At 65.2% G+C, this 26,705-nt stretch carries 22 protein-coding genes and 4 pseudogenes; 6 read left to right on the forward strand and 20 right to left on the reverse strand.

All coding sequences use genetic code 11. From position 1 onward, the window contains the following. Window positions 1-19: 19 nt before the first annotated feature. The 4 genes from ACVWW1_RS42675 to ACVWW1_RS42690 all read right to left on the reverse strand — a co-directional run bounded on the left by ACVWW1_RS42675 (window position 20) and on the right by ACVWW1_RS42690 (window position 4,747). A complete protein-coding gene (locus ACVWW1_RS42675; protein ID WP_456660009.1) occupies window positions 20-1,477 on the reverse strand; it encodes a hypothetical protein in 1,458 nt (485 codons plus the stop codon). A gap of 109 nt (window positions 1,478-1,586) precedes the next feature. After that, a complete protein-coding gene (locus tag ACVWW1_RS42680) occupies window positions 1,587-2,447 on the reverse strand; it encodes a sugar phosphate isomerase/epimerase family protein (RefSeq protein ID WP_456660010.1) in 861 nt (286 codons plus the stop codon). Between the two features lie 3 nt (window positions 2,448-2,450). Next, window positions 2,451-3,797, reverse strand: coding sequence for an MFS transporter (locus ACVWW1_RS42685; protein WP_456660011.1), 1,347 nt, complete (start codon window positions 3,795-3,797; stop codon window positions 2,451-2,453). A 77-nt stretch (window positions 3,798-3,874) separates the two neighbouring features. Continuing rightward, the gene (locus ACVWW1_RS42690) at window positions 3,875-4,747 is read right to left on the reverse strand and encodes a phytanoyl-CoA dioxygenase family protein (protein WP_456660012.1); all 873 of its coding nucleotides are present in this window, start codon (window positions 4,745-4,747) and stop codon (window positions 3,875-3,877) included. Window positions 4,748-4,845: 98 nt separating this feature from the next. On the opposite strand from ACVWW1_RS42690, the gene ACVWW1_RS42695 reads away from it, so the two are divergent. Next, a complete protein-coding gene (locus tag ACVWW1_RS42695; RefSeq protein ID WP_456660013.1) occupies window positions 4,846-5,856 on the forward strand; it encodes a LacI family DNA-binding transcriptional regulator in 1,011 nt (336 codons plus the stop codon). Window positions 5,857-6,010: 154 nt separating this feature from the next. On the opposite strand, the gene ACVWW1_RS42700 is transcribed toward ACVWW1_RS42695, so the two are convergent. From ACVWW1_RS42700 to ACVWW1_RS42735, 8 genes and pseudogenes are all read right to left on the reverse strand, one after another. After that, entirely contained in the window at window positions 6,011-6,544 is a 534-nt protein-coding gene (locus ACVWW1_RS42700) for an NADH-quinone oxidoreductase subunit B family protein (RefSeq protein ID WP_207835934.1), read from the reverse strand. 12 nt (window positions 6,545-6,556) lie between these two features. Beyond that, a pseudogene (locus tag ACVWW1_RS42705) lies at window positions 6,557-8,069 on the reverse strand (hydrogenase large subunit). 17 nt (window positions 8,070-8,086) lie between these two features. Next, entirely contained in the window at window positions 8,087-9,535 is a 1,449-nt protein-coding gene (locus ACVWW1_RS42710; protein WP_456660014.1) for a hydrogenase 4 subunit F, read from the reverse strand. After that, window positions 9,532-10,197, reverse strand: a complete 666-nt coding sequence (locus ACVWW1_RS42715) for a hydrogenase-4 component E (protein ID WP_456660015.1) — start codon at window positions 10,195-10,197, stop codon at window positions 9,532-9,534. Before ACVWW1_RS42715 ends, ACVWW1_RS42710 begins: the two co-directional genes overlap by 4 nt. After that, complete coding sequence (locus tag ACVWW1_RS42720) at window positions 10,197-11,153, reverse strand: respiratory chain complex I subunit 1 family protein (protein ID WP_176532880.1); 957 nt, start codon at window positions 11,151-11,153, stop codon at window positions 10,197-10,199. Before ACVWW1_RS42720 ends, ACVWW1_RS42715 begins: the two co-directional genes overlap by 1 nt. After that, a pseudogene (hyfB, locus tag ACVWW1_RS42725) lies at window positions 11,144-13,160 on the reverse strand (hydrogenase 4 subunit B). The gene ACVWW1_RS42720 and the pseudogene hyfB overlap by 10 nt, the downstream one beginning before the upstream one ends. Continuing rightward, window positions 13,157-13,429, reverse strand: coding sequence for a helix-turn-helix domain-containing protein (locus tag ACVWW1_RS42730; RefSeq protein ID WP_176532878.1), 273 nt, complete (start codon window positions 13,427-13,429; stop codon window positions 13,157-13,159). Before ACVWW1_RS42730 ends, hyfB begins: the two are co-directional and overlap by 4 nt. 163 nt (window positions 13,430-13,592) lie before the next feature. After that, window positions 13,593-14,483, reverse strand: a complete 891-nt coding sequence (locus ACVWW1_RS42735; protein WP_456660016.1) for a CHAD domain-containing protein — start codon at window positions 14,481-14,483, stop codon at window positions 13,593-13,595. A gap of 286 nt (window positions 14,484-14,769) precedes the next feature. On the opposite strand from ACVWW1_RS42735, the gene ACVWW1_RS42740 reads away from it, so the two are divergent. From ACVWW1_RS42740 to ACVWW1_RS42750, 3 genes are all read left to right on the forward strand, one after another. Continuing rightward, window positions 14,770-15,204: a MarR family winged helix-turn-helix transcriptional regulator gene (locus ACVWW1_RS42740; RefSeq protein ID WP_176532877.1), complete on the forward strand. Its 435-nt coding sequence runs from the start codon at window positions 14,770-14,772 to the stop codon at window positions 15,202-15,204. 77 nt (window positions 15,205-15,281) lie between these two features. Beyond that, window positions 15,282-16,049, forward strand: coding sequence for an enoyl-CoA hydratase-related protein (locus ACVWW1_RS42745; protein ID WP_456660017.1), 768 nt, complete (start codon window positions 15,282-15,284; stop codon window positions 16,047-16,049). A gap of 108 nt (window positions 16,050-16,157) precedes the next feature. Next, window positions 16,158-17,048, forward strand: a complete 891-nt coding sequence (locus ACVWW1_RS42750) for an aldose 1-epimerase family protein (RefSeq protein WP_456660018.1) — start codon at window positions 16,158-16,160, stop codon at window positions 17,046-17,048. A 12-nt stretch (window positions 17,049-17,060) separates the two neighbouring features. On the opposite strand, the gene ACVWW1_RS42755 is transcribed toward ACVWW1_RS42750, so the two are convergent. The 3 genes from ACVWW1_RS42755 to ACVWW1_RS42765 all read right to left on the reverse strand — a co-directional run bounded on the left by ACVWW1_RS42755 (window position 17,061) and on the right by ACVWW1_RS42765 (window position 19,496). Beyond that, window positions 17,061-17,261 carry a hypothetical protein gene (locus ACVWW1_RS42755; RefSeq protein ID WP_176532874.1) on the reverse strand — a complete coding sequence of 67 codons (201 nt, stop codon included), beginning with the start codon at window positions 17,259-17,261 and terminating at the stop codon, window positions 17,061-17,063. 184 nt (window positions 17,262-17,445) lie between these two features. Next, window positions 17,446-18,447, reverse strand: a complete 1,002-nt coding sequence (gene trpS / locus ACVWW1_RS42760) for a tryptophan--tRNA ligase (protein WP_456660019.1) — start codon at window positions 18,445-18,447, stop codon at window positions 17,446-17,448. A 314-nt stretch (window positions 18,448-18,761) separates the two neighbouring features. Next, window positions 18,762-19,496, reverse strand: coding sequence for an SDR family NAD(P)-dependent oxidoreductase (locus ACVWW1_RS42765; RefSeq protein WP_456660020.1), 735 nt, complete (start codon window positions 19,494-19,496; stop codon window positions 18,762-18,764). 199 nt (window positions 19,497-19,695) lie between these two features. On the opposite strand from ACVWW1_RS42765, the gene ACVWW1_RS42770 reads away from it, so the two are divergent. Both ACVWW1_RS42770 and puuE read left to right on the forward strand, forming a co-directional pair. Further along, on the forward strand, window positions 19,696-20,112 hold the full coding sequence (locus tag ACVWW1_RS42770; RefSeq protein WP_456660021.1) for a DUF3830 family protein: 417 nt from the start codon (window positions 19,696-19,698) through the stop codon (window positions 20,110-20,112). A 1-nt stretch (window position 20,113) separates the two neighbouring features. Beyond that, the gene (puuE, locus tag ACVWW1_RS42775) at window positions 20,114-21,052 is read left to right on the forward strand and encodes an allantoinase PuuE (protein WP_456660022.1); all 939 of its coding nucleotides are present in this window, start codon (window positions 20,114-20,116) and stop codon (window positions 21,050-21,052) included. A gap of 29 nt (window positions 21,053-21,081) precedes the next feature. On the opposite strand, the gene ACVWW1_RS42780 is transcribed toward puuE, so the two are convergent. From ACVWW1_RS42780 to ACVWW1_RS42800, 5 genes and pseudogenes are all read right to left on the reverse strand, one after another. Further along, window positions 21,082-22,614 (reverse strand): ABC transporter ATP-binding protein, encoded by a 1,533-nt coding sequence (locus ACVWW1_RS42780; RefSeq protein ID WP_456660023.1) that lies wholly within the window; start codon window positions 22,612-22,614, stop codon window positions 21,082-21,084. Next, the gene (gene biuH, locus ACVWW1_RS42785) at window positions 22,611-23,294 is read right to left on the reverse strand and encodes a biuret amidohydrolase (RefSeq protein ID WP_456660024.1); all 684 of its coding nucleotides are present in this window, start codon (window positions 23,292-23,294) and stop codon (window positions 22,611-22,613) included. The genes ACVWW1_RS42780 and biuH overlap by 4 nt, the downstream gene beginning before the upstream one ends. A gap of 19 nt (window positions 23,295-23,313) precedes the next feature. Next, complete coding sequence (locus tag ACVWW1_RS42790) at window positions 23,314-24,240, reverse strand: ABC transporter permease (protein ID WP_456660025.1); 927 nt, start codon at window positions 24,238-24,240, stop codon at window positions 23,314-23,316. Between the two features lies 1 nt (window position 24,241). Next, window positions 24,242-25,356: pseudogene (locus ACVWW1_RS42795) on the reverse strand (ABC transporter permease). Further along, window positions 25,353-26,463: pseudogene (locus ACVWW1_RS42800) on the reverse strand (BMP family ABC transporter substrate-binding protein). The pseudogenes ACVWW1_RS42795 and ACVWW1_RS42800 overlap by 4 nt, the downstream one beginning before the upstream one ends. Window positions 26,464-26,705 lie beyond the last annotated feature (242 nt).

The following is a 26,705-nucleotide window of genomic DNA, read 5'->3' on the forward strand; positions in this document are numbered from 1 at the left end:
CAATCTAATCTATCGCGCTTTAGCGGCAGTTGGCGTTGCCCGCATTGGCAACGGTCAGGAACGTGATCGTTGCGGGAGCGAAGGCGATCGCTCCCGCTGGGGCCGGCTCGCCGTCCAGGGCGGGCATCTGGTCGGAAGGTCCAAGCACAAGCGTGCTGCCATTGAGCTGAACATTGCCGCCGACAGGTTTTTCGCTCGCCAATGTGTAGCGTTGCGATGCCGCTGGCAGCGTCAGCTTGCGCCGCGTCCGCCGATCATTGTTGATGACGAGCAGGGTTATTCCGTCTGGCAGGTCACGCGCGCAATGTGCATAGACGTGGAGACCGGGTTGCTCGCCGACGCCGGCATCGAGCACGGTGGTTCCCATGAGCCGTCGCCATAGCAGCGCGGCCCAGTAGTTCGGCCGCGGCAGATGGGTTCGCTCGTCGAGCAGCCCGTAGTCGCTCGCGGCAAGCGTGTTGTGCATCACCACCTGAACGCCGGCCTTGGCGAGCCGCCCGAGCTGATCGAGATAGCGGAACGTATCGGTGAAGGTCGCGGCCCAGCGATTGCCGCCGCATGCGGTCTCCGCGGTCTCGGTCAGCCAGATCGGCTTGTCCGGCGCAAGCCGGTCGCGCAGCGCCCGGTAGAAGGCGAATGTCTTGCCGGTTCGTGCCAGCCATTGGTCCGACAATGCCTGCTGTGCCGTGCGATCGCCGGAGCATCGCGCCGAGAGCGCGCCATAATGATGGTAGGAGACCGCGTCGATGCCCGCCGCTGAAACCGCAAAGAGGGCTTTTGTATCCGCGCCGGTGCCGATCGTGCCTGGGCCGAGGATCGTCACGTCAGGGGCGGCGTCCTTCATGAATGCGCGGAACGTTGCAAAATCGCGGCCGTAAGCTGCGGCATCGTAGTGCTCTGGGGCGCCGCCGATGGCCGGCAGATCGGGCTCGTTCATGAATTCGGCTGCGGCGATTTGACCGCCGGTCGATTTCGTGAAGGCGAGAAGCTGCCGGGCCTGTTCGGAGGTCCATCGCCGCCCAGCGTCACGCGTGCCGGCGCTGATCGCAAAGGACATGACAATGGGAGCGTCGACGGCATGCGAGAAGTCGATCACGTCCCGCCACCGCTGTCGCGTCAGCACACCCTTAGAGCCGGCCGGCGCTGCAGCCGGTGGCGCGTCGGAATCCGCAAAGAACGTGCTGTTGGCCCAGGTTCCGCTCACACGAAGGTAGGCGGGAGCGAGTGCCGTGGCGAGCTTGCGCAGCCTGCCATCGTACAGATTGATCGGCGTCCGCGCCGCGAACCGTTCCGGCTTCGCACCCGGCCGTGCGGCGGCATAGGGCTTCCAGAACCGTCCGCCGGTCACCTCGACCATCTCGATGTTGTAGGACTGGAAGCGCGGGTCGATGGCCGCGACCCGCGACATGGCTGCGACATCAAGCGTCAGCTCTGCCGCGGCGGCCTTCGCTTGGGCAAAGGCCGCAATGGCCAGCACAACGACGCATGCGAGGCGTCGAGGAGGAAGGACCCGATGGTCGCGCATAAGGGCTTCGCGGCGTTCTGAGTGGCGCTTCGCCGTAGCATGCCGCTGCAGCTGCTCTGGATCAACTCGATGGTGTGCCGTGCGGCTCGTTCGCGATGCGATCCCATAGCGCGCGGATCATATCCTTCATGACCAGCGCGTCCTGCCAGCGATCGGACAATTCCCTGCCGTCGGGTCCGGTGATGGCATAGGGTGGGGGGCCGAACTCGCACAGGAAGGTCAGGGTCGCATCGGGCCCGGCGCGCTTCCGCCAGGGGCGGATGCCGTAGTCCCACCAGTCCATGAACAGCGACACCCAGCCCTGGTGCTGCGGAAAGCCGAGCGAGATCTGCACCTGCTCGCGGCTCGCGATGCGGCCGTGGATGCCCCAGGCATTGTCGAGGATGCGGTGGATCATCGCATGATTGACGTCGTCGACCGGCCAGGCGAATTCGCGGCCGACCAGATAGTGGGAGAGATCGGCAGTCAGCCGCAGATCGGGAAAGCGGTCGAGCAGATCGAGCATGAAGAACAGGTCGGTCGTCATGCGGTCGCGATGGGTCTCGACATGCACGGCGACGCCGGCCTCCGCGGCCAGGCGCCGCCAGCCGTCCAGAAGGGGAATGCAATCGGACAGCCGACGCGGCCGGATGTCCGGCTGCAGGTTGACGTGATCGGCGCCGAGCTCGGCGACCAGCTCCAGCACCGGCCTCAGGTCGTCGACGCCCTTCGGATAGCATTGCGCCTGCCAGATCATGCCATGCGCGCGAAGGAAGCTCGTTACTTCGCGCGCGAAGGCAGGATCGATGAAGCGCACGCCGGCGCCGTCAAACCCGGCATCGCGGATCATCACGAGCTGGGTTTGCAGCGGCCATTCGCTCTCGTCCGCCAGCCGCCGCTCCATCGCCCAGAGCGACTGCAGGACGCGCAGTTGCTGCGCCACCGATCAGGCCCGCGCCGGGATCGCCGCGGGCAGCTCGGCCTGCTCGCTTGCGTCCTCGGCGATGTTCTCCTGATAGGTCTCCGGCCCGATCCAGATCGCAACCACCGTGCAGGCCGACAGAAACATCGCGTAGCAGGCGACCGGCCACCAGGTGCCGTAGGCCGCTACCAGCGCGGTGGCGACGAACGGCGCCGGGCCGCCCGACAGCAGCGAGCCGAGCTCGCGGGCGAAGGCAAAGCCGGCGAAGCGGCGCTGCGGCGGGAACAGTTCGGCGAAATACGCCGCCTGCGGTCCGAACATCGCCGCCGTCACCACGGCGCGCGCCAGGATGAAGGCGAGCGCGATCATGATCCACTCCTTGGTGCCGACCATCCAGAAGAACGGGAAGGAAAGCGCCACGCCGGCCAGCGCGCCGAACATGTAGACCGGCCGCCGTCCGATCCGGTCAGACAACGCCGCAAAGCCGAGGATCGCAAACAGCTCGACCGTGAAGGCCAGCATCAGGGCGCTGAGCGCCTCCGCTTTCGGCACGCCCAGCGTGGTGATGACGTAGCTGAGACCAAACACCGGGAAGAAATAGCCGAGCCCGTTCTCGGCCATCCGGGCGCCGAGCACGACGAAGAAGTTGCGCGGGTGCCGGCGCAACGCCTCCATCGCCGGATTGCTCTCGACCTTGCCGCGCGCGACCACCGCCTGGGTGTAGACCGGCGTCTCGGTGATCCGCATGCGGACGAAGATGCCGACGACGATCAGGAGGAAGCTTGCCAGGAAGGGCAGGCGCCAACCCCAGCTCATCAGGTCCTCACGCGGCAGCATCGTCACCAGCGCGAAGGCGGCGGCGGCGAGCAGATTGCCGACGGAGACACCGAGCGGCGCGAAGCCGCCCCAGAAGCCGCGATGCTTCGGCGGCGCGTTCTCCACGAGGTAGATCACCGCGCCGCCATACTCGGCACCGGCACCGAGACCCTGGATGACGCGCATCGCGACCAGAAGGATCGGCGCCCAAACGCCGATCTGCGAATAAGTCGGCAGGAAGCCGATCGCGGTGGTGCCGATGCCGATCATCAACAGCGTTGCGACCAGCACCGGCTTGCGGCCATAGCGATCGCCGAGGATGCCGAACAGCAGGCCGCCGAACGGCCGCACCACGAAGCCGACGCCGAAAGTCAGGAACGACAGCAGCGTGCCGACCACCGGATCGCTCTTCGGGAAGAACAGCTCGCCGAACACCAGCGCGGCCGCGGTGCCGTACAGGAAGAAGTCGTACCATTCGAGCGCGGAGCCGATGCTTGCGGCCAGGATCACACGCAGGCGCGATGTGCGAGCGCCATCTCTTGCCATCTCGATCATTCGTTTCCCCGTTGTTTTGTTTTTTATGTATTGAAAGCAGCAATGCCCGCGGCTTGCCGCGGGCACTGTAGTCAGTCTCAGGCGGCGCGCGTGAAGTAGGACTTCTTCGCCGCCGACTGGGTCTCGTAGATCGATCCCTGCCGTTTGGCCGGCGGCAATGGCATCCGCACCGGCACGTCGGTCAACCGCGGTGTGACCACCGGCGGACCTGCCAGCAGGCGGCTGTTGAATTCGTCGAAGTCCTTCACGCCCATCAGCGGCCAGGCGTCGCTGGCGGCCACTTCATAGAGCAGCAGGTTGCGCGGCCGGTTCGATGTGTTGGTCGCCGAGCCGTGCAGCGCGCGCACGTGGTGGAACGACATGCTGCCGGCCTTGCCTATACAGGGGACCGCGCGCTTGATGTCGTCCTGAATCTGGTCCGGATCGATCAGGCCGGCGAAGCAGCCGTCCTCGCCGTGATGATCCCACATCGTGCTGCCGGTGTGCGATCCCGGCGTCACCAGCATCGGGCCGTTCTCGATATCGCAGTCGTCAAGCAGCACGCCGATCGCGAGGATGTCGTCATTGGTGTGCGGATAGAACGCCCAGTCCTGATGCCACTCGACCGGCGAGCCGTATTGCGCCGACTTCATGTTGAGTTTTGAGCCGTGCAGGCGAAGGCCGGGACCGATCAGCTTGGTCAGGATCGAGATCACGGCGGGGCTGCGGACGATCTCGTCGAAGATCGGGTGCACCTTGTGCGGCGCCTTGATGCGGCGGACGCGCGGGGTCTCCGGCGTATGGCCTGGCTCGAGGTCGTAGACGTCGGTGTGCTCGCTTACGGCGGCGGCGCCGGCCACCAGCTCGGCGAGCACCGTGCGAAGCTTGCCCAGCGTCTCCTGGTTCAGCACCTCGGGGACCACGATCACCCCGTCGCGCTTGTAGGCTTGGGCCTGCTCGTCTGAAATCATGCCGTTTCTCCCATTTTGTTCCATGTTAGCGCTAACATGTGGCGATGCTAGCGCTAACATAATGGCTTGGCAATCCGGAATCGTGCAGGGTCCGGCCCATGAGCTCCGACCTGACCGAACCCGGGACCGGCCCGTCCGGTACCGCGCCCACCCTCTCAGAGGTGGCCAAGCGCGCCGGCGTTTCCTCGATCACGGTGAGCCGGGTGGTGCGGATGCCTGACCTCGTCGCCCCCGAGACCCGGGCGCGGGTCGAGCGGGCGATGCGCGACCTCGGCTATGTCCCGAACCTGGTCGCAGGCGCGCTGGCGAGCGCGCGGACCAATTCGGTCGGCGTCTTGGTGCCGACCATCGCCAACTCAATCTTCGCCGACACGGTGCAGGGCCTGTCCGACAAGCTCGAACCGCTCGGCTTCTCCGTGATCCTGGCGCAGTCGCGCTATGACGCGGTGCGCGAGGACCGCGTGCTGGCAGCGCTGCTGTCGCGTCGGCCGGAGGCGATCATCATGGTCGGCTCGCCGGCGACCGAGGAGGGCAGCCGGCTGCTGCGCAATGCGCGGATTCCGATCGTCGAGACCTGGGATCTGCCGGCCAACCCGATCGATGCGGTCGCGGGCTTCGACAATTACAAGGCCGGTGTCGCTGTCGCGAAGCATCTGGTTGCGCAAGGGCGCAAGCAGCTCGCCTTCATCGGCGGCGATGATCCGCGCGGCACGCGGCGCTGGTTCGGCTTCAGGGACGAGGCGCTGGCAAGCGGCCTATCCGAGCCGCGCCGGCTGATCCTCGACCGCAAGGACTCCGGCAGCGTGGCGGCGCATGCGCGCCTGCCCGATGTCGATGCGGTGTTCGCGGCCAACGATGCGCATGCGATCGGCTTCATGTCGGGGCTGCGCAAGGCCGGCCTGCTGCGCGACGGGCCTGCATCGGCCCAGCCGGTTGCCGTGATCGGCCTCGGCGATCTCGAAATGGGCCAGCTGATCTCGCCGACGCTGAGCACGATCAGCGTGCATGGCGATGCGATCGGCCGCACCGCGGCGACGCTGGTGCTGGAGCGCGGCGGCGAGCGCCGCATCGATCTCGGCTTCGAGCTGGTGCTGCGCGACAGCGGCTAAAGCGCGATGAGATCAGGTTGAATCGTCATCGCGCTTTAGCTCCTTGTTTGAGCATGATCTTTCCGGAAAACCGCTTCGCACTTTTCCGGATCATGCGTTAGCAATCGCCGCAACCAAGCAGGCGCCGGTCGCTAACGCATCTCTCTGCATGCTCTCATTTTGCCGCGACGTCGGCGTCCACAGCCTCGAGCAAGCCGATGAGGCCACGCAGAATGGCCATCGGCGAAGGAGGGCAACCTGGAATATGGAGATCGACAGGGACAACCGCCGAGACCCCGCCAACCACCGCATAGCTGCCGGCAAAACATCCGCCATCCCTGGCGCAATCGCCTACGGCGACGACCCATTTGGGATCCGGGGTCGCATGGTAGGTGCGCTCCAGCGCTTCGCGCATGTTCTTGGTGACGGGGCCCGTAACGAGCAGAACATCGGCATGACGCGGTGAGGCGACGAACCGGATTCCAAACCGTTCGACATCGTAATACGCATTGCTGAGCGCGTGAATTTCCAGCTCGCATCCGTTGCACGAGCCCGCATCGACCTCGCGGATCGAGAGGCTGCGGCCGAGGCGTCGTCTTGCGGTGCGGCCGACCATGGCCCCGAGCTCCGCGAGCGCAGCGTCGTCCGGACGCGGCGCTTGCTCGGTCAATGGCTGGCGAAACAGGCCCTGGAACAAAAGTTTGCGCATCGCCTGCGGTCCTCAGAGGTCCTGCCCCGAATAGGAGCAGTTGAACGACTTGTTGCAGAGTGGGAAGTCCGCCACGATGTTGCCTTCGATCGCTGCCTCGAGGAGGGGCCACTGAAACCACGACGGATCACGCAGATGACATCGCTCGATCCGATCTCCGTTGAGGCGTAGCCAGGCCAGAATGTCGCCCCGGAAGCCTTCAACCACCGCCATGCCTTCGGAGGGTTCGGTCGCACCTTGCAGCGACACTCTGACGGGGCCGGCCTCGAGGCCGATGAGGATCTGGTCCGTCAGCGCAAGGCTCTGCTCGACTTCCCGGATCCGGATCCAGACGCGGGCGTTGACGTCGCCATCGCTGAGAACGGGGACTTCGAAACGCAGACCATCATAGGGGAGATAGCCGGGCCTGCGTCGGGCGTCATGGTTGCGGCCGCTTGCGCGCCCGACATACCCACCGGCTGCGAATTGCCGGGCGAGCGCCGGGGTAACGATGCCGGTGGTGACGGTGCGATCCTGCAACGAGGCGGTGTTGTCGTAGAGTTCGACCAGCGCAGGGAACTGCCGGCGGATCTGGTCGAGCGCGGCCCGGATTGCGTCGGGTCCGTCGCTGGCGATGTCGCGCGCGACGCCGCCGGGAACGACAAGGTCGCGCATCAGGCGGTGGCCGAATGCAGCGTCGGCAGCGCGCAGCACGCCCTCGCGCAGCACGGCGCAATGTGCCTGCATCAGCGCAAATGACGCATCGTTGCAGATCGCTCCGATGTCACCGAGGTGATTGGCCAGTCGCTCGAGCTCGGCCATCAGCGCACGCAGCAAGAGCGCGCGGGGCGGCACGGCAATCTGCTGCGCGGCCTCGACGGCTTGCGCGAATGCCAGTCCATAGGCGACCGTACTGTCGCCGGAGACCCGGCCGGCGAGCCGCGCGGCCTGCTCGACGGTGCTGCCCGCCATCAGCCCTTCGATGCCCTTATGGGTGTAGCCGAGCCGCTGCTCCAGGCGGACCACGGTCTCGCCGCTCGCCGTAAAGCGGAAATGTCCGGGCTCGATGATGCCGGCATGCACGGGGCCGACCGGAATCTGATGCAGGCTGTCACCTTCGGCCGGAAGGAATTGATAAGGCGCCGCATCCGGTGACGGATCGAGACGTTCGCCGAGTGGGAAACGCATTTGCCATCGACCATGATCGAGCCAGGGACGGGGATCCGGCGTGCCCGCGGCCTGAAGCCCGAACAGGTCGTGGACGGTGCGCTCCAATCGGACCGCCGGAGGATGATAGGCCGCGACCGACGGGAATTGGCGATCGGGACAATCCAGGCTGATCACGCCGATATCGGAGGTGTGGTCGTCGAGGATCGCCATATGCACGCACGATGCTTCGCCCCATAGCCCGAGCAGGCTCAAGCCGCCATCGGCGAGCGCGCTGGCGGCGGAGCGCCAGACATCGTCGTCCACCACTGCGCGCGGGCCATGGATGATGCCGTTCGACCTTGCGGCCCGCCTGCATCAGATCGATCAATTTCGGCATATCCCGTTCTCCCTCGCCTAGCCCAGGAGGTTGGCGACGTGCTGGAACCAGACGACCAGCGGTCCCGGAAGGTAGATGCCCGCGGTCAGCACCAGCGCGAAATGCGCGAACATCGGCAAATAGGACGCCTCCGCCGGAGCGGCATTGCCGCGCGGCTCGCCGAAAGCAAGGCTGGTCAGGCGCAGGATCAGCGCGCCGAAGGCGAGCAGCAGGCCGAAAACCAGCGGAATGGCGAGCAGCGGCTGGCGTGCAAAGGTGGAACTGACGATCAGAAATTCGCTCATGAAGATGCCGAGCGGCGGCAGGCCGGCGATCGCGACCACGCCGATCACGAGACTCCAGCCGAGCGCCGGATGGGTTTCAGTCAGGCCGCGAATGTTGGCGATCCGCTGCGTGCCCTTCACCTGTGCGATGTGGCCGACGGCGTAGAAGATCCCCGACTTGGTGAGGCTGTGCATCACCATGTGCAGCAGGCCGGCAAAGTTGGCGAGCGGGCCACCCATCCCGAACGCAAACACGATGATGCCCATGTGCTCGATCGAGGAATAGGCGAACAGCCGTTTGATGTCGCGGCGGCGGTAAAGCATGAAGGCTGCGAACAACAGCGAGGTCAGCCCCATCGTCACCATCAGCGGGCCCGGCGATATCGCATCCGGATTGGCGGCGAGCAGGATCTTGAAGCGGAGCACAGCGTAGAGCGCAACGTTGAGCAAGAGGCCGGAGAGCACGGCGGAGATCGGGGTCGGGCCCTCGGCATGGGCATCCGGAAGCCAGGCGTGCAGCGGTGCCAGGCCGACCTTGGTGCCGTATCCGAGCAGCAGGAAGATGAAGGCGACGTTGAGCAATGCCGGATCGAAGGTTGCGGCGCGGCTGACCAACACCGTCCACACCATGGCGTCTTGGCCCTCGCCGATGACCGGCCGCGCCGCCATGTACACCAGGATCGTGCCGAACAGCGCGAGCGCGATGCCGACGCTGCCGAGGATGAAATACTTCCAGGCGGCCTCCAGCGCCGCATGGGTCCGGTAGATGCCGACCATCAGCACGGTGGTCAGCGTGGCGATCTCGACCGCGACCCACATCAGGCCGATATTGTTCGACACGAATGCGAGGTTCATGCCGAACATCATGACCTGATACATGGCATGGTAGAATCGCAGATAGCCCGGCGTCAGCCGCCCGGTCTCGAGTTCGTGGGCGATATAGCTCGCGCTGAACACGCTGGTCGTGAATCCCACGAAGGTGTTGAGCACGATGAAGACGATGTTGAGATCGTCGATCAGCAGGTAGTGGCCGGGCTGCGGGCGCTCGATCACGAGCAGCGAAAGTGCGGCCAGCAAGGTGCCGAGACTGGCCAGGATATTGAGCCCCGCGGTCAGCCGGTAGCCGGGCAGCGCCGCAAGCACGGCCGCGGCACAGATCGGTATCAGCAGAACCCAGGCGACGGCATCCGACGCCGCAGTCATCGCCGCTCTCCCCTGAATTCATCGAGCGCACCGACGTCGACGGTGTCGAACCGCTCCCGAATCCGGAACAGGAACACGCCGATGACGATGAATGCGATCAGGATCGAAAACGCGACGCTGATCTCCACGACGAGCGGCATACCCTTGGCGCCGGTCGCGGCCAGCACCAGGCCGTTCTCCAGCGACATGAAGCCGACGACCTGGCTGACGGCGTTGCGCCGCGTCACCATGACAAGCAATCCCAGCAGCACCACCGACAGCGCGAAGGCGAGGTCTTCCCTCGCCAGCGGATCGGCCGCGCCGGTCACCCGGAGCATCAGCACCATGGAGAGGGCGACGAGCCCCATGCCCGCCAGCATGGTCAGGCCGATACCCACCGCGGTCTCGATATCGCGATGAATCCCGAGTTGCTTGACGATCCGGTGCAGCGCCACCGGGATGATGATCGCCTTGAAGACCAGCGCGATCATCGCCCCCGTCACATAGAGATGCGGTGCGTTCTGGACGAACGCCTGCCAGGCGACCGAAAGCGCGAGTACCACTGCGTGAAGCGCGAAGATGTTCAGCAGCGCATACAGGCGGTCCTGGTACAGCATCATGAAGCTGATCAGCACGAGCCCGCCGGCGAGCAGATGGGCGATGTCGAAGGCGAGGTTGTGCATCAGAAGCTCCGTGACACGAATCGAAGCAGCGTGCCGAGCAGCCCGAGCATCAGCGCGGCGCCGAGGAACTCGGGGACCCGGAAGACCCGTACCTTCGCCGTCGCGGTCTCGAACACGGCAAGGAGGAAGGCTGCGATCGCAAGCTTGACGATGTAGGCGGCGACGCTCACCAGATAGGACAGCGGACCTGCGCCTTCGGTGGTGATCTGCCACGGGAAGAACACGCAGATGATCAGGGAGATGTACAGCAGCAGCTTGAGAAAGGCGCCGAACTCGATCATGGCAAGATGACGCCCGGAATACTCGAGGATCATCGCCTCGTGCACCATGGTCAGCTCCAGATGCGTCGCCGGGTTGTCGACCGGGATGCGCGCGTTTTCGGCAAGCGCCACCATGATGAGGGCAATCATCGCCATGCCGAGCGAGACGCGCAGTCCCACTTCGGACGACGCCATGAAGGTCGCGACCGTCGACAGCTGGGTGGAGCCGGCAATCAGCGCGACGCAGAACACCATCAGCAGCATGGCGGGCTCGGCCAATGCAGCGATCATCACCTCGCGGCTGGAGCCGATGCCGCCGAAACTGGTGCCGACGTCCATGCCGGCCAGCGCGAGGAAGAAGCGCGCGCTGCCGAGCAGGGCGACGATCGCGATCAGGTCGGCGCTCCAGTTGAATTCGAGGCCGGTCGCAAATGTCGGGACCAGCGCCGCCGCGACCCAGATGGCCGCGAACGTCACATAGGGCGTGACACGGAACAGCCAGGACGCGTTTTCGGCGAGCACGACCTCCTTGCGAAGCAGCCGCAGCAGATCGCGATAGGGCTGGAAGATCGACGCACCTTTCCGGCGCAACAGGCGGGCCTTGACCTTACGCACGACGCCGGTCAGGAGCGGCGCGAGCAGCAGCACCAGCGTCATTTGGCCGAACTGAACGAGGATGTCCGAGATCACGACCATATTGCGAGCGCCAGCAGCAATGTGATGAGGGTTGCGAAGACCAGACTGAGGTAGCGGCGGATGGTCAGGAACTGGAGCTGGTTCAGCCGATCGGCGAAAAACCAAACGACTTCAGTCACCGGCGTGTACAGCCGCTCCCAGACCAGATCGTGCATATCGACCCTGAAGCGGGCTGGCCGCAGTTCGCCCGGCGCAGGCATGTCGACATGCTCGCGGGCCTGGAACACCAACGTGCCGAACACCCGGCGGATCGGCTGGACGAAGCTCGCCCCGGAATACTGCGCCGCCGGTGTCGGATCGGTGAAGCCACAACCCCAGGCCGGTCCGCGCCTGATCGCGCGCGACGCGAAGCGATGGATGAAATACACCGCCAGTGATGCCGCGGCCGTGATGAAAGCAAAGACGAGCAATCCGTTGTAGGAACTGCGGCTCTCCTCGATCGGCACGATCGAGAACCAGGGGTCGTTCGCCTGAACCGGCATCCGGTGGCCGATCATGGCCTGCGCGACGGGCGAGAGCGCGTCGATCACCAGGCCCGGCAGAATGCCGGCGAGGAAGCAGAGCAGGGCGAGGCTGAACATCGCGGCAAGCGAATAGCGATCGACTTCGCCGGCGGCTTGCGCGGCCGGGCTCCGCGCGCGGCCGAGAAACGTGATTCCGAAGGCCTTGACGAAGCATGCGGCGGCGAGCGCCGCCGCCAGCGCCAGCAAGGCGCCGACCGCGGGCACCATGATCTTCAGTAGCCATTGCGGCAGATCGGGGCTCTGCAGGACGGCCTGGAACATCAGCCATTCGGAGACGAACCCGTTGAACGGCGGAAGCGCCGAGATCGCGACACAGCCGACGAGAAAGACGAAGCTGGTGAGCGGCATGCGGTGGATCAGGCCGCCCAGCTTCTCCATGTCGCGTTCGCCGGTCGACGTCAGCACGGCGCCGGCTCCGAAGAACAGCAGGCTCTTGAAGAACGAATGGTTGAGCACGTGAAACAGCGCCGCTGTGAAGGCGAGCGCCGCGGCCAGGCCGAGGCCGTTGGCCTGAAATGCCAGCGCAAGGCCGAGACTTGCGAAGATGACGCCGATGTTCTCGATCGTGCTGTAGGCGAGCAGGCGCTTGAGGTCCTTCTCCATCAGCGCATAGAGGATCCCCATCACGGCGGTCGCACCGCCGAGGATGAGAACGACGACACCCGCCGACCAGCTGGGCGGCCCGAGCAGATCGAACATGACCCGGATGAATCCGTAGATCGCGACCTTCGTCATCACGCCGCTCATCAGCGCCGAGACATGGCTCGGTGCTGCGGGATGGGCCAGCGGCAGCCATACGTGCAACGGGACCAGGCCGGCTTTCGACCCGGCGCCCAAGCAGCATCAGCGAGAGCACCAGCGCGGCTTCGGAAGGCGTGTGCTGGGCGCTGCGGATGGCCGCAAAACTGTAGCTGCCGCCAGCTCCCGACAGCAGGCCGAAAGCGAGCAACAAAGCCAGCGTTCCGAAGCTTGCCATGACGAGATAGACGTAGCCCGCTCGTGCATTGTCCGCTTCGCGGTGGTGCGCCATCACGAGCGCCCAGGACGCAAGCGACATGAATTCCCAGCACAAGAGGTAGGTGAACGCATCGTCGGCCAGCACAACGAGGTTCATTCCGGCCAGGAATGCCGGAAAGAAGGGAAGGACCCGCGCCGGCGCGGATTCGTGGCTGCCGTAGCCGAGCCCATACAGACTTGCAGCCGCACCGCCGAGGTTGACCACGGCGAGAAAGAATGCGGCGAGCGCATCGAGGCGGAAATGCGATCCTAGCCAGGGCAGGCCGACCGGCAACGTCAGCTCCGTCGCATTGGTGTGGGCGATCAGCGAGCGCAGCGCGCCGGCCAGTGCGATCGTCGAAATTACAAGAGTCGCGCCGTAGATGATCGCTGTCGATCGGCGCGATCGGCTCGTTGCGATCGCGAGAGCGGACGTCCCCAGCAGCGCGGCCACACACCAGATCTGCTGGGTGACCGCCGCGATCATGTCTGCACCTTCGGCGAGCCTGACCCGGCCTTTAATCTTACCCCGCGGCCGCCGCCGCTGCTGACCGCGCCCTCGCTGATCACCTCGACGCCGGCGGTGCCGAGCGCGTCGATCAGTTTCATGAGCGAGTCGACATTGCCTCGAATGGTGCCTTCGCTCGCCTCCATACGTTGGATGGTCGGCACCGAAAGTCCGGACAGCTCGGCGAGCTGCCTTTGGTCGATGCCAAGCAAGGCTCTGGCAGCTCGTAGCTGCGCTGCGGTGATCATCGATTGAGGTCGTCGATTGAGAGTCGGGTCTATTTGAATGTCATTTATGCACGCTAAGTAGTGATGTTACAAGAGCAATAAGATGATGTTTAATACATCTATTTTGGCGAAGCGTTCAGCCCCGGGGGCTATCGGCGCGCCGACGAGGTGCGCCGATGCGCGCTCAGCTGGAGATTTTTCGATAGACCGCCGCGGCGCGGCGCAACAGCCGGCTCTTGCGCTTCCGCTCGTGCACGCGCCGGTGCTTGGCCTTGCGCTCGTGGGCGCGTGCATCGACGCTTTCGAACAGCTTTCGACGGACCTCGTCGTCATTCAATTCGCCGAGCAGTTGTTGCCCCTTCCGAAGCTGCTTCAGGACGGTCCGCCATGACGCGTATTCGTCGGGGGGCAATCCGCCTTCCGAGAACTCGATGGCGTAGCGCAGCCGCTTGCTGGCGAGCCGAACGCGGTGGCGCTTGTTCTTGCCCATGCCCTGCAGCCCGCGGCTCTTCTGGCACAGCTTGCCATGCCAGCGCGCCAGCCGGCGCGCATGAAACACCGACACCGGCACGGCGCGCCGTTGCGCGGCACGGCGGTTCTGCCGCGTGGTCCAGGGGCCGCTGCCGACCCAGTCCCACATGCCGTCGAACCATTGCCAGTAACGGTCGCTCTGCAAGGCTTCCTTGAGCGCTTCGAACGCATCGGTTCGCGCTGTCTGGAGCATGCGCTCTTCCGGCAGCCCTTTGCTGTTGTCGATCGCAACGTCGAGGTCTCGCGTTGCGCTGAGATAGGCGCTCAGCCATTTCAGCTCGGATTTCAGCCGCGTCCATTCGGTGTCCGCCACCATCGGGCCGTAGAAGGCGATCGCCGCCTTCAGCCGCGTCAGTGCAATGCGGGTCTGGTGGAGCGCGGCCGGATCGCCGGAGCTCAGGGCCTCGTGGTTGGTTGCGACTTCCTCGAGGCATTCCGACAGGATCAGGCGAAACGCGGTCTCACAACGCATGGCTTCGCTGAGATGGCGTAGCCGCTTCGGGCGGACAACGCGGTCCCTGTCCGAACTTGCCGCTGACGTCATGACACTCTCGTGACCCCGCCCGAGCCGCAATGCAAACCGCGGCTCCTGGAAGGAAGATTTCCCGTTTGGTCGTTGTCGATCAAGGGTTTTCTGCTGGAGCGCAGTGTAGCGATCCGGCGTCGCGATCAAAATGTCGCAATCAAAGCGGTTGAGAGGGCTCATTTGTGTATTTTACGGGCCTTGGATGCCGGTGCATTGAGGCGCCGCAAAAAGGCAAACGGGTATATCAAGATAGTTCGCGCACGAAATATCTTGATATTTCGCACGCGAAATATATAATAGCGGCATGAAAGCGGAACACCGGCTGATCTTCCTTCTGACCGTGGCCTATCGGCGGCTGCAGCGCGCCATCGAGCAGGAGACGGCCGCGCACGATTTGACGTCGGCGCAGGCGGGCGTGCTGTTCTTCCTCGGGCGCAATGACGGCGCGCTGATCGGCGACGTCTCGCAGGCGGTCGACATCGTGCCGTCGGCGATGTCCGGGCTCGCCGACCGGATGGAGCGTGCGGGCCTCGTCAAGCGCCGGCGCGACGGTGAGGACGGGCGCAGCCAGCGGCTCCATCTGACCGTGGCCGGGCAGGAACTCGGCAAGCGTGCCGCAACGCGGACCAGGGTGATCAACAACCGCCTGATGGACGGATTTTCGGAAGCCGAAATCGACGTGGTGTCGCGCTGGCTGACCAGCCTGCAAGCGAAATTTCCGAAAGACAAAGATGGCTAGCGCGTTTTCAAGCGAAGTGGGGACCGGTTCGCGTCAAGAAAACGCGTCAAACGCGAAGCAAGCAACAGGAGTGAGACATGAGTGAAGTGGTCGTAGCGCTGGACGGTGGCGTTCTCACCGTGACGATGGCGCGTCCGGACAAGAAGAACGCGATCACCAACGCGATGTATGGCGCGATGGCCGACGCGCTCGAACGTGCGGAAGGCGATTCTACAATCCGCGCCGTGCTGTTGCAGGGCGACGGCGACAGCTTTACCGCGGGCAATGATCTCGCCGATTTCGCGGCGGTGTCGCGCGGCGTGCAGGGCGAGCGTCACGTGACGCGCTTCCTTAGCTGTCTTGCCAGGGCGACGCGGCCGCTTGTCGCCGCCGTGCAGGGCAATGCCGTCGGCATCGGCACCACCATGCTGCTGCATTGCGACCTCGTCTATCTCGCGCCGACCGCGCGGCTGATCACGCCGTTCGTCAATCTCGCGCTGGTGCCCGAGGCGGCGTCGACCTATCTGCTGCCGCAGCGCATCGGCTATGCGCGGGCCTATGCGATGTTCGCGCTCGGCGAGCCGGTCGAGGCGGAGACCGCGGTCTCCATCGGTCTCGCGAACGCCGTGGTGCCGCTTGCGGATCTCCGCGCCAAGGCCCGCGCGGCGGCGGACGCACTGGCGAAGCGGCCGTTCGGCTCGCTCCAGCACACCAAGGCGTTGATGCGCGATCCGGCCAGGATCAGCGCGCAAATGGCGCGCGAGGGCGAAATCTTCCAGCAGCGGCTGATGAGCGCGGAAGCGCGCGAGGCCTTTGCCGCCTTCGCCGAGCGGCGGCAGCCTGACTTCTCCAAGATCGCCGGGTAAGCCAAGTTGGGGCCGCCACGCGCGGGCGGCCCCATCGCTTTGGGGTTGACGGCTTCGCCGGTATCGAACATCTCGTGTCAGGGCATGGCGCAACCGGCGAGGCGAGGCATGAGCGACAGTCATACGCTGCGCGGCGATGGAATTGCCGCGACAATTCAGGCACAGGGCGCTGAACTGTCGTCGCTCAGGAATGCCGACGGAACCGAGTTGCTGTGGCAGGCCGGACCGCAATGGCCGCGCCATGCACCGATCCTGTTCCCGATCGTCGGCCGGTTGAAGAACGACACGCTGCGTCACCATGGCCAGACCTATCCGATGACGCAGCACGGCCTTGCGCGGGATCGCCGCTTTGTCTGGCTGGAGCAGGGACCGCGATCCTGCAAGCTCGCGCTCACCGACGATGCGGAAACGCCGGCACGCTATCCGTTCGCGTTCAGGCTCGAGGTCACTTACACCGTTGATGGCACCGATCTCGATGTCGCCTTCGATATCATCAACACCGGCGACGAGATGCTGCCGGCCTCGCTCGGTGGTCATCCCGCCTTCAACTGGCCGTTGGTGCCGGGGCTGCCGAAGGAGGCTTACACGCTGACCTTCGGCAAGACTGAACTTGCGCCGATCCGGCGGCTGAAGGATGGATTGATGCGGCCGCAGCCCGAACCCAATCCGGTCAAGGGCAGAACGCTCGCACTGTCGGAGGAGCTGTTCGATGACGACGCGATGGTCTTCGATCAGGTCGCAAGTACATCGATCCTCTTCACGGCGACACTAGGCCCGGCAGCAGCCACACAAGGTCCTGCGATCGAGATGTCGTGGCGCGGCTTCCGCGAGCTCGGTATCTGGTCGAAGGTCGGCGGCGCGCCGTTCCTCTGCATCGAGCCGTGGCACGGTTTTGCCAGCCCCGCGGAATTCGACGGCGAGTTCGCGGACAAGCCCGGCTTGATGCAGATCGCGCCGGGCGCGCGTCGGTCGCTGGGCTATCGCATTCGCGTGAGCTGATCGAACATCAGATCAATGCGCGCGGGAGCTGAGCGCGCTGGTGATCGCGCCCACCGATGGCGGGTTTTCATGCGCCCAGGTCTCATGTGCGGCCAGATCGCGGTAGTGCTCGGCCATGCGCAGCAGCCGCTCGCGGATGCCGGCATCTTCCTCGCCCTTGGCCTGATCGGCCAGCTGTGCGGCGCGTTCGAGAAGCGTTTTCGGATCGATCACGACAGGCTCCAAATCCGGTTTCGCCTAGAGCGTTTTCGAGCGAAGTGGATACCGCTTCGCGTGAAGAAAACGCGTCAAGACAAGAGTCTAGGGCCCCGCTCCGATTCAATCGGAGCGGAAAAGGCTCTAGCGGACAACTGTCATAGTCAAGCACAGTTCCTGCCACGCTTTGATGACGGCGCGTTCAGAGTTGGAACAAGCCAAGCCCCTCCATGACGTCGCGCCTGGTACGCTCCGTAATCTCCCGCGCTTTCAGGGTTCCGCGCCTGATTACCTCAGTGACGTGGTCGCGATCGTTGGCCAGCTCAGCGCGCCGTGTCCGGATCGGTGCGATCAGGGCTTGCAGGATATCCTCCAGCCGCCGCTTGACGGTCGTATCGCCGAGACCGCCGCGCCGATAGCGCGCCTTCAGTTCCGCGACGGCGTCGTGATCGTCGTCGAACGCGTCGAGATAGGTGAAGACGACATTGCCCTCGACCTTGCCGGGGTCGGCGACACGCAGATGATCGGGATCGGTGAACATCGCGCGCACCGCGGCCGAGATGTCATCGGGTGAAGCCGAAAGCGGAATCGCATTGCCCGCGGACTTGCTCATCTTCGCGCGTCCATCGACGCCGGGCAGCCGTCCTGCGCGCGGGATGATGGCTTCGGCTTCCGGCAGCAGCGCACGGCCCGCGAGCGCGTTGACCCGCCGGACGATCTCGTTGGTCTGCTCGATTAAGGGTGCCTGATCCTCGCCGACCGGCACGATTGTGGCGCGAAACGCGGTGATATCGGCGGCCTGCGCCACCGGGTAGCACAGGAAGCCCGCCGGGATGTCGCGTCCGAAACCGCGCACGCGGATCTCGTCCTTGATGGTGGGGTTGCGTTCCAGCCGCGCGACGGTGACGAGGTTGAGGTAGAGCATCGACAGTTCCGCCAACGCCGGGAGTTGCGATTGCAGGCAGATCGAGGTTCGGCCGGGATCGATCCCGACGGCAAGATAGTCCAGCGCGACCTCGATGACGCTGCTGCGGACCTTGCCGATGTCGTGCGCATTGTCGGTCAGCGCCTGCATGTCGGCCAGCAGCAAGAACTGCTCATGGCTGTCCTGAAACGCCAGGCGGCTTCGGAGCGAACCGGCGTAATGGCCGAGATGCAGCGGACCGGTGGTGCGGTCGCCGGTGAGGATGATCGGTTTGGTCATTTGTATCTCCATTCGGTTGAATGGGGACACCGCATGCGGGCTGGATGAAGCCAAACAAAAAGGCCGGCCCAATGCGGCGGCCCCGAAAATGCATGAACGCGTTCGGCCCGCCTGTCAGTCGGCGAGCCACCAGAAATTGGCGATGAGGTTCGATCGGTTCATGCCGCAAGCGGTAGGGCAAACCCGCGACGCGGTCAAGGCATCGACGACGCTAGAGCCCTTTCCGTTCCGATTGAAATCGGAACGGGGCTCTAGATTTTTGTCTTGACGCGTTTTCTTTACGGGAACCGGTACCCACTTCGCTCGAAAACGCTCTAGTTGAACGCCATGCCGCCGCTCATCGCAATCGTCTGTCCGGTCATGTAGGGATTGTTGACCAGCAGCATCACCGCCTGCGCGACCTCCTCGGCGGTGCCGAAGCGGCCGATCGGGATCCGGCTGACGAGGCCGCTCTGTCCCTTCATCATGTCGGTCTCGATCAGCGACGGCGCGACGGCGTTGACGGTGACGCCCTCCTTGACGAGGCGCGCGGCATAACCGCGGCTCAGGCCCTCCATCGCCGCCTTCGATGCGTTGTAGTGCGGCCCGATCGCGCCGCCGCCGCGTGCAGCGCCGGAGGAGATGTTGACGATGCGGCCCCATTTTCGGGTGCGCATCATCGGCAGCACCGCTTGCGTGCAGAGAAATGCCGATTTGAGGTTGACCGTGATGGTGCGGTCGAAATCCTCTTCGGTGAGGTTGTCGATACCCCTGACGATCGCGATCCCCGCATTGTTGACGAGGATGTCGACCGGGCCGAGCTCGGATTTGGCGCGCTCGACCAGGCGGGCGACGGCGGCTGCTTCGGAGACATCGGCGGCGATAGCGACGGCGCGGCCGCCGGCGGCGGTGATACCCTTCGCCAGCGTCTCCGCCTCGGCCGAGCGCTCGCGATAATTGATGGCGACGGCGGCGCCGGCTTCCGCCAGCATCTTGACGATGGCCGCGCCAATGCCGCGCGATCCGCCGGTCACCAGCGCCACATGTCCGTGCAGACTGTTTGTCGTCATTGGCCGTCCTCCTTTGCGAGTGCAGAGAGGTTCGCAAAGCGGGAGGCGGGGTGCAACGCAACCCTGCTCAAATCTGCGTTGCCGCGGATGCCATTGCGGCAAAAAACCGGCATCTGGGGCCGGAATCGGCCTTGCGTCCGGCGCGGGCCGGCGGCAATGGTTGGGGCATCATTCCGTCCAGCCCACCCACGAGAGTTCGATGAGCAAACTGATTGTCCGCGCCGGCGAGTTCACCTTTGACGCCCGTTTCGAGGAGCAGCTCGCGCCGAAGACGGTCGCCGCGTTCCGCAAGGCGATGCCGTTCGAGAGCCAGGCGATCCATGTGCGCTGGAGCGGCGAGGGCGTCTGGATGCCGCTCGGCGATCTTGATTTCGGCGTCTCCTACGAGAACCACACCAGCTATCCGGCGCCGGGCCAGATCATCCTCTATCCCGGCGGCATCAGCGAGACCGAGATCCTGCTCGCCTATGGCGGCGTGCATTTCGCCAGCAAGATGGGCCAGCTCGCCGGCAATCATCATTTCATCACGCTGACCTCGGGGCTGGAGAACCTCACCGCCTTCGGCAAGACTGTGTTGTGGAAGGGTGCGCAGCAGATCCGCTTCGAGGAAATCTGATGTGACCGAGGCCCGCTACCCGCGCGATCTCCGCGGCTACGGCCGCACGCCGCCCGATCCGAAATGGCCAGACGCTGCGCGTGTCGCCGTGCAGTTCGTGGTCAATTTCGAGGAGGGTGGCGAGAACAACATCCTGCACGGCGATCGTGCCTCGGAGGCGTTTCTGTCCGACGTGCTGGGCGCGCAGCCCTGGGTCGGCCAGCGTCACGCCAATATCGAGACCATGTTCGAATATGGCTCGCGCGCCGGGTTCTGGCGGCTATGGCGGATGTTCACCGAGCGAAAGTTGCCGGCCACGGTGTTCGGCGTCGCGATGGCGCTGAAGCGCAATCCGGATGTGGTTGCGGCGATGCAGGAGGCGGGCTGGGACATCGCGAGCCACAGCCTGCGCTGGATCGAGCACAAGGATATGTCGGAGGACGAGGAGCGCGACGAGATCGCCCGTGCCATTGCCGTGCATACCGAGGCGACCGGCGCGCGGCCGCTCGGCTGGTACACCGGCCGCTCCTCGATCAACACGCTGCGGCTTTTGATGGAGGCGGGCGGCCTGCGCTATCTCTGCGATTCCTATGCCGACGATCTGCCCTACTGGATCAAGGCAGCCGGCACCGAGCCGCATCTCGTGATCCCCTATACGCTCGATGCCAACGACATGCGCTTCATCAACGCGCAGGGCTTTGGCGGCGGCGATGAGTTCTACACCTATCTGAAGGACAGCTTTGACGTGCTCTATGCCGAGGGTGCGACGCGACCCAAGATGATGTCGGTCGGCCTGCATTGCCGCGTCGTCGGCCGTCCCGGCCGCGCCGCCGCGCTGATGCGCTTCCTCGACTACATCCAGAAGCACGAACGGGTCTGGGTGCCGACACGGCTCGCGATCGCAGAGCATTGGCACGCCAATCTGAAGCATCTCGCCGAGCAGGCGTTCGAGATCGGGTAGTCAAACCACTCTCATCGCGCCTTAGCGCGTCAGTGCCCGGCCATGTGGCGGCCGATCTCGGTGAGGTCAGCTTCGCTGGCGCTGACATCGTGCACGAACGCGCCGTGGAACATCACGACCAGTCGGTCCGACAATTCCAGCAGCTCGTCGAGGTCCTCGCTGACCAGCAGCACCGCGGCGCCGCGGTTGCGGGCGGCCATGATCTCGGCGTGGATCTGCGCCACCGCCGCGAAGTCGAGCCCGAAGCATGGATTGGCGGCGATCAGCACCTCGACGTCGCCCGAGAGCTCGCGCGCCAGCACCGCGCGCTGCACGTTGCCGCCCGACAGCGCCGCGATCGGCGTCTCCGGCGTGCGGGTCTTGATCTTGTAGCGGTTGATCTTGCGCTCCGCGTCGTCGCGGAAGGCCGCGCGGTTCAGCCACCAGCCGCCGCGCGCGAACGGGGCGCGGTCGAACTCGCGGAATGCGATGTTGTCGGCGACGCTCATGCCGCCGACGCAGGCGTTCTTCAGCGGCTCTTCCGGCAACAGCGACATCTTGTGGCGGCGCATCTCCTCGCGGCTTGCCGCATAGGCCTCGCCCTGGACCCGGATCACGCCGCTTTCGGCTTCGCGCTGGCCGGCCAAGACCTCGACCAGCTGGCGTTGGCCGTTGCCGGAGACGCCGGCGATGCCGACGATCTCGCCGCTCTTCACCGTCAGCGATACGCCGTGCACGGCAATCGCGCCGGCATCGTCGCGCGCGGTGAGCTTGTCGAGCTCGAGACGGGGCGCGCCGGTCTCGCCGGTGCGTGGCGGCTGCACGGTCAACTGCTCGGCGCCGATCATGGTGCGGGCCATCTCGTCGGGCGTGAGGTCGGCGACCCGGCCGGTGCCGGCGAGCTTGCCGCGGCGCAGGATCGTGACGTCATCGGCAAATGCCATCACCTCGCGGAATTTGTGCGTGATCATCAGGATGGTCAGCTCGCCCGCGACCACCATGGCGCGCAGCATGCCGAGCACTTCGTCGGCCTCGCCCGGGGTCAGCACCGAGGTCGGCTCGTCCAGGATCAGGAAGCGGCGCTTCAGATAGAGTTGCTTGAGGATCTCGCACTTCTGCCGCTCGCCGGCGGAGATGTCGGAGACCTTTGCGTCGAGCGGCACCTTGAACGGCATCCGTGCCAGGAACGCCTCGAGCTCCTTCTTCTCCTTGCGCCAGTCGACCACGGCGGGCACGTCGTCGCGCGCCAGCACCAGGTTCTCGGCGACCGTCATCGCCGGCACGAGGGTAAAGTGCTGGTAGACCATGCCGAGCCCGAGCGCATGCGCGTCCTTGGGGTTGGCGATGGTCTGCTGGCGGCCGCCGACCAGGATGTCGCCTTCGGTGGCGTGGTAATAGCCCATGATGCATTTCACGAGCGTGCTCTTGCCTGCGCCGTTCTCGCCGAGCAGCGCATGAAACGAGCCGGGACGCACCTTGAGCTCGACATTGTCGAGCGCTGTGAAGTCGCCGAACCGCATGGTCATGGCGATGGCGTCGATGCCGAATGCGCCTGACGGTGCGGGCGGTTCGCCGATGATCACGACAGCGCCCCGATCAGGTCGGCGGATTTCGTCACCGCGCCGAACACGCCGCCCTGCATCTTGATCATCTTCAGCGCATGATCGTGGTTGCTTTTGTCGGTGGCGCCGCAGCAATCCTCGACCAGCACGCATTCGAAGCCGCGGTCGTTGGCCTCGCGCATCGTGGTGTGGACGCAGACGTCGGTGGTGATGCCGGTCAGCACGATGTTCTCGATGCCGCGCAACCGCAGCATCAGTTCGAGATCGGTGGCGCAGAACGAGCCTTTGCCGGGCTTGTCGATAACAGGCTCGCCCGGCAGCGGCGCGAGATCGGGGATGATCTCCCAGCCCGGCTCGCCGCGCACCAGGATGCGGCCGCACGGACCGGGGTCGCCGATGCCGGCGCCGATCTGGCGCGAGCGCCAGCGCTTGTTGGCGGGCAGGTCGGCCAGATCGGGGCGGTGGCCTTCGCGGGTATGGATGATGTGAAAGCCCTGCGCACGCATCACCGCGAGCAGCTTCTTGATCGGCTCGATCGGCGCCCGGGTCAGCGAGAGGTCGTAGCCCATCTTGTCGACATAGCCGCCGACGCCGCAGAAATCGGTCTGCATGTCGATGATGATCAGCGCGGTATTCTCTGGCCGCAGGTCGCCATTATAGGGCCAGGCGTAGGGCTCGGACTTGATGAAGCGCTCGGGCATGGAATGATCTCGCGAGATGCTATCGGGTGATGGACAATTCGGCGGGCGCGCCGGTCAGTGTGCGCTTCGGCGAGCAGGTGATGATCATGATCGCCAGGGTCAGGATGTACGGCGCGGCGTTGAACAGGTGATAGCCGGAGGTGATGCCGACTGATTGCAGCGCGGGCCCGAGCGCGGCGGCGCCGCCGAACGCGAGCGAGGCCCACAGGCACAGCATCGGGTCCCAGCGCGCGAAGATCACCAGCGCGACCGCAGTGATGCCCTGTCCCGAGGAGAGCCCTTCGTTCCAGCTGCCCGGATAGAACAGCGACAGGAACGAGCCGCCGATGCCGGCGAGGAAGCCGCCGACCATGGTGGCGCGCAGCCGGATCAGCAGCACGGAATGGCCCATCGCGCGCGCCGCGTCCGCGCTTTCGCCGGCGGTGCGGATCAACAGGCCCCAGCGCGTGGTCCTGAAGGCCCAATAGAGCAGCGGCGCGATGGCGGCGCCGATCAGGAACAGCACGTTGATGCGCAGCGCCGCGCGCACCTGCGGCACGTCGCTCCACCAGCCGAAATCGATCGCCGGCAGCCGGGCCGCCGTCGGCTCGATCAGCGGCTTGCCGAGGAAGAAGGCCAAACCAGTTCCGAGCAGCATCAGCGCGATGCCGACCGCGATGTCGTTGACCCGCGGCAGCGAGCAGATGCCGGCATGCAGCGCGCCGAACAACGCGCCGGTGATCCCGGCCGCGAGCACCCCGAGCCATGGCGAGCCGGAGAGATAGGAGATGCCGTAGGCGCTCATCGCGCCCATCACCAGCGTGCCTTCGAGGCCGAGATTGATGCGGCCGCTTCGTTCGGTGATGCATTCGCCGAGGCTGACGAACAGGAACGGCGTCGAGACGCGGATGGCGCCGCCGAACACGGCGAGCGGGACGGTCCAGAGCCCGAGCGAAGCATCCGCCATGTCAGGACTTTCCCTTCAGGAAGCCGATCCGTCCGTAGAGCGCGTCGCTTGCCAGCACGAACACGAAGATGATGCCTTGCAGCACCAGCACGGACGCATCGGGCAGGCCGAGCCGGCGCTGCAACAGGCCGCCGGAGGCAGAGATGCCGCCGAGCAGGATTGCGACCGGAATGATCGCGAGTGGATTCTGTCGCGCCAGGAATGCGACCAGGATGCCGGTGAATCCATAACCCGCGGCGAGGTTGGCATTGGTTCGGCCCTGCACGGCCGCGAGACCTCGATCATGCCGGCAAGCCCGGCGCTGCTGCCGGCGAGGAAGCAGACCGTCAGGATCAGCTTGCCGACGGAAAGCCCCACGATCTTGGCGGCGCGGATGTTGCCGCCGGCGACGCGCGCGGCGAAGCCGAAGGTGGTGTGATAGATCAGGATGTAGGCGGCAACGGCGGCGACGAGGCCGAACACCAGGCCCCAATGCACGTCGGTGCCGGGAATGCTGCCGATCATGTTGGCGGCGCCGATCTCGCGCGTCGACGGCTTGTTGAGGCTCGCCGGATCGCGCATCGGCCCTTCGACCAGATGGTTGAGGACGGCAAGCGCGATATAGACCAGCAGCAGGCTCGAGATCGTCTCGTTGACCCCGCGATACTGCCGCAAGCCGCCGGACAGCATGATCCAGAGACCGCCGCCGATCATGCCCGCGATCACCATCGCGATCTGCACGACGATCGGCGCTGCGCCCTGCAACGCCAGCGCCGCTGACGTCGCCGACAGCGCGCCGATCAAGAGCGCGCCTTCGCCGCCGATGATCACCATGCCGAGCTGCGCCGGCAGCGCCGTGCACAGCGCGGTCAGGATCAAGGGCGCTGCGCGGGTCAGCGTGTTCTGCCAGGAGAACCAGGTGCCGAACGCGCCGTAATACATGTAGAAATACAGGTCGAGCGGGTTCTTGCCGTAGAGCGCGATGAACCCGCCGAACACCGCGAGCGCGCCGACCAGCGCCGCGCCCGGGATCAGGATGTATTCGATACTCGCGCCGTAGCGCTGGAGGAAGCCGGGATCGGCGGCCGGAGCAACGCCGCCGGCCGCCTCCACCGATTCCGCCGCCTCGGTCGTCACGCGGTGGCTCCGATCACGCCCTCGACGAGATAGTCCATCTTCTCGAGTTCGGGATCCTGCTGGCCGCGATCGGTGCCGGAAGCGATCACCGTCTTGCCCTTGTTGTCGACGAGCGGGCCCTTGAAGATCGCGTACTCGCCGGACATGAACTTGGCCTTAGACGTCGTCGGCATGCTTGCGGGCTTCCGCCGAGACCATCTCGCCATAGGGCGAGACCTTGACGATCTCTTCCTTCAGGCCGCCGCGATAGAAGTTCGGGATTGCCTCACCCGCGGTGATCATCTTGACGAATTTCGGATAGAGCGCCTCCCAGTTCCACTCGGCGCCGGTGAGATAGGCCTTCGGCGCCAGCGGCGACTGGTTGACGTGATAGCCGCACACCATCGCGCCGCGGCGCGCGGCGTTCTCGACCATCGTCTTCGGTCCGTCGACATGGCAGGTCAGCACATCGACGCCCTGGTCGATCAGGCTGTTGGTCGCCTCGGCTTCCTTGACCGGCATCGACCAGTCGCCGGTGAAGATCACCTGCGTCGTCGCCTTCGGATTGGCGAGCCGGGCGCCGAGCGTGAACGCGTTGATGTTGCGCAGCACCTGCGGGATCGGCTTGGCCGCGACGAAGCCGAGCTTGCCGCTCTTGGTCGAATAGCCGGCGACGATGCCGGAGATGTATTGCGCCTCGTCGATGTAGCCGAAATAGCTGCCGGCGTTCTTCGGGTCCTTGTCGGTCCACAAGCCGCCGCAATGCTCGAAATGCATCTTCGGAAACTTGCCCGCCATCTTGACGACGTGCGGGTTGTAGTAGCCGAACGAGGTCGGAAACAGCAGCGTGGCGCCGTCGAGATTGATCATGGACTCGATGGTCTTCTCGACCGCGTCGGTCTCCGGCACCTTCTCTTCCTCGACCACCTTGATGCCGGGAAGCTTCTTCAGCGCCGCCGCGCCCTGTGCGTGGGCCTGGTTGTAGCCATAGTCGTCGCGCGACCCGACATAGATGAAGCCGACCGTGGTTTCCGCTGCCGCCGCGCCGCGAACGCCGAGCGTGCTGCCGAGCGCCAATGCCGCGCTTCCCTGCAATAAATGCCTTCTTGAAATCCTGCCAAAATCCATCGCCTGCTCCCTCCGGCGGGGCCGACCCGCCTGTCCTTGTCGCAGCCGCCGTAACGGCGGCGCGTGACGGAGTGTCGCAAGCTTCGTGCCAGAGCACGTTTAGCGGTCATGGTTCCATAAGTAGCTGAATATCAATGCGAATAATAGTCAACATGGGCGACCTCCGGAATCGGCAGAGTCCGGATTGCCTATTTGATGAGCGATCAATCGCCGTTGTATGCAATGCCGTTAAGCAGTCGCTA

It is taken from the genome of Bradyrhizobium sp. JR3.5 (assembly GCF_054057015.1).

Excerpts from the sequence above, each read along its gene's own strand:
- ACVWW1_RS42685 (WP_456660011.1), bottom strand. The coding sequence starts at position 3,797 with ATGATCGAGATGGCAAGAGATGGCGCTCGCACATCGCGCCTGCGTGTG.
- ACVWW1_RS42690 (WP_456660012.1), bottom strand. The coding sequence starts at position 4,747 with ATGATTTCAGACGAGCAGGCCCAAGCCTACAAGCGCGACGGGGTGATC.
- ACVWW1_RS42695 (WP_456660013.1), top strand. The coding sequence starts at position 4,846 with ATGAGCTCCGACCTGACCGAACCCGGGACCGGCCCGTCCGGTACCGCG.
- ACVWW1_RS42700 (WP_207835934.1), bottom strand. The coding sequence starts at position 6,544 with ATGCGCAAACTTTTGTTCCAGGGCCTGTTTCGCCAGCCATTGACCGAG.
- ACVWW1_RS42710 (WP_456660014.1), bottom strand. The coding sequence starts at position 9,535 with ATGACTGCGGCGTCGGATGCCGTCGCCTGGGTTCTGCTGATACCGATC.
- ACVWW1_RS42715 (WP_456660015.1), bottom strand. The coding sequence starts at position 10,197 with ATGCACAACCTCGCCTTCGACATCGCCCATCTGCTCGCCGGCGGGCTC.
- ACVWW1_RS42720 (WP_176532880.1), bottom strand. The coding sequence starts at position 11,153 with ATGGTCGTGATCTCGGACATCCTCGTTCAGTTCGGCCAAATGACGCTG.
- ACVWW1_RS42730 (WP_176532878.1), bottom strand. The coding sequence starts at position 13,429 with ATGATCACCGCAGCGCAGCTACGAGCTGCCAGAGCCTTGCTTGGCATC.
- ACVWW1_RS42735 (WP_456660016.1), bottom strand. The coding sequence starts at position 14,483 with ATGACGTCAGCGGCAAGTTCGGACAGGGACCGCGTTGTCCGCCCGAAG.
- ACVWW1_RS42740 (WP_176532877.1), top strand. The coding sequence starts at position 14,770 with ATGAAAGCGGAACACCGGCTGATCTTCCTTCTGACCGTGGCCTATCGG.
- ACVWW1_RS42745 (WP_456660017.1), top strand. The coding sequence starts at position 15,282 with ATGAGTGAAGTGGTCGTAGCGCTGGACGGTGGCGTTCTCACCGTGACG.
- ACVWW1_RS42750 (WP_456660018.1), top strand. The coding sequence starts at position 16,158 with ATGAGCGACAGTCATACGCTGCGCGGCGATGGAATTGCCGCGACAATT.
- trpS (WP_456660019.1), bottom strand. The coding sequence starts at position 18,447 with ATGACCAAACCGATCATCCTCACCGGCGACCGCACCACCGGTCCGCTG.
- ACVWW1_RS42765 (WP_456660020.1), bottom strand. The coding sequence starts at position 19,496 with ATGACGACAAACAGTCTGCACGGACATGTGGCGCTGGTGACCGGCGGA.
- ACVWW1_RS42770 (WP_456660021.1), top strand. The coding sequence starts at position 19,696 with ATGAGCAAACTGATTGTCCGCGCCGGCGAGTTCACCTTTGACGCCCGT.
- biuH (WP_456660024.1), bottom strand. The coding sequence starts at position 23,294 with ATGCCCGAGCGCTTCATCAAGTCCGAGCCCTACGCCTGGCCCTATAAT.
- ACVWW1_RS42790 (WP_456660025.1), bottom strand. The coding sequence starts at position 24,240 with ATGGCGGATGCTTCGCTCGGGCTCTGGACCGTCCCGCTCGCCGTGTTC.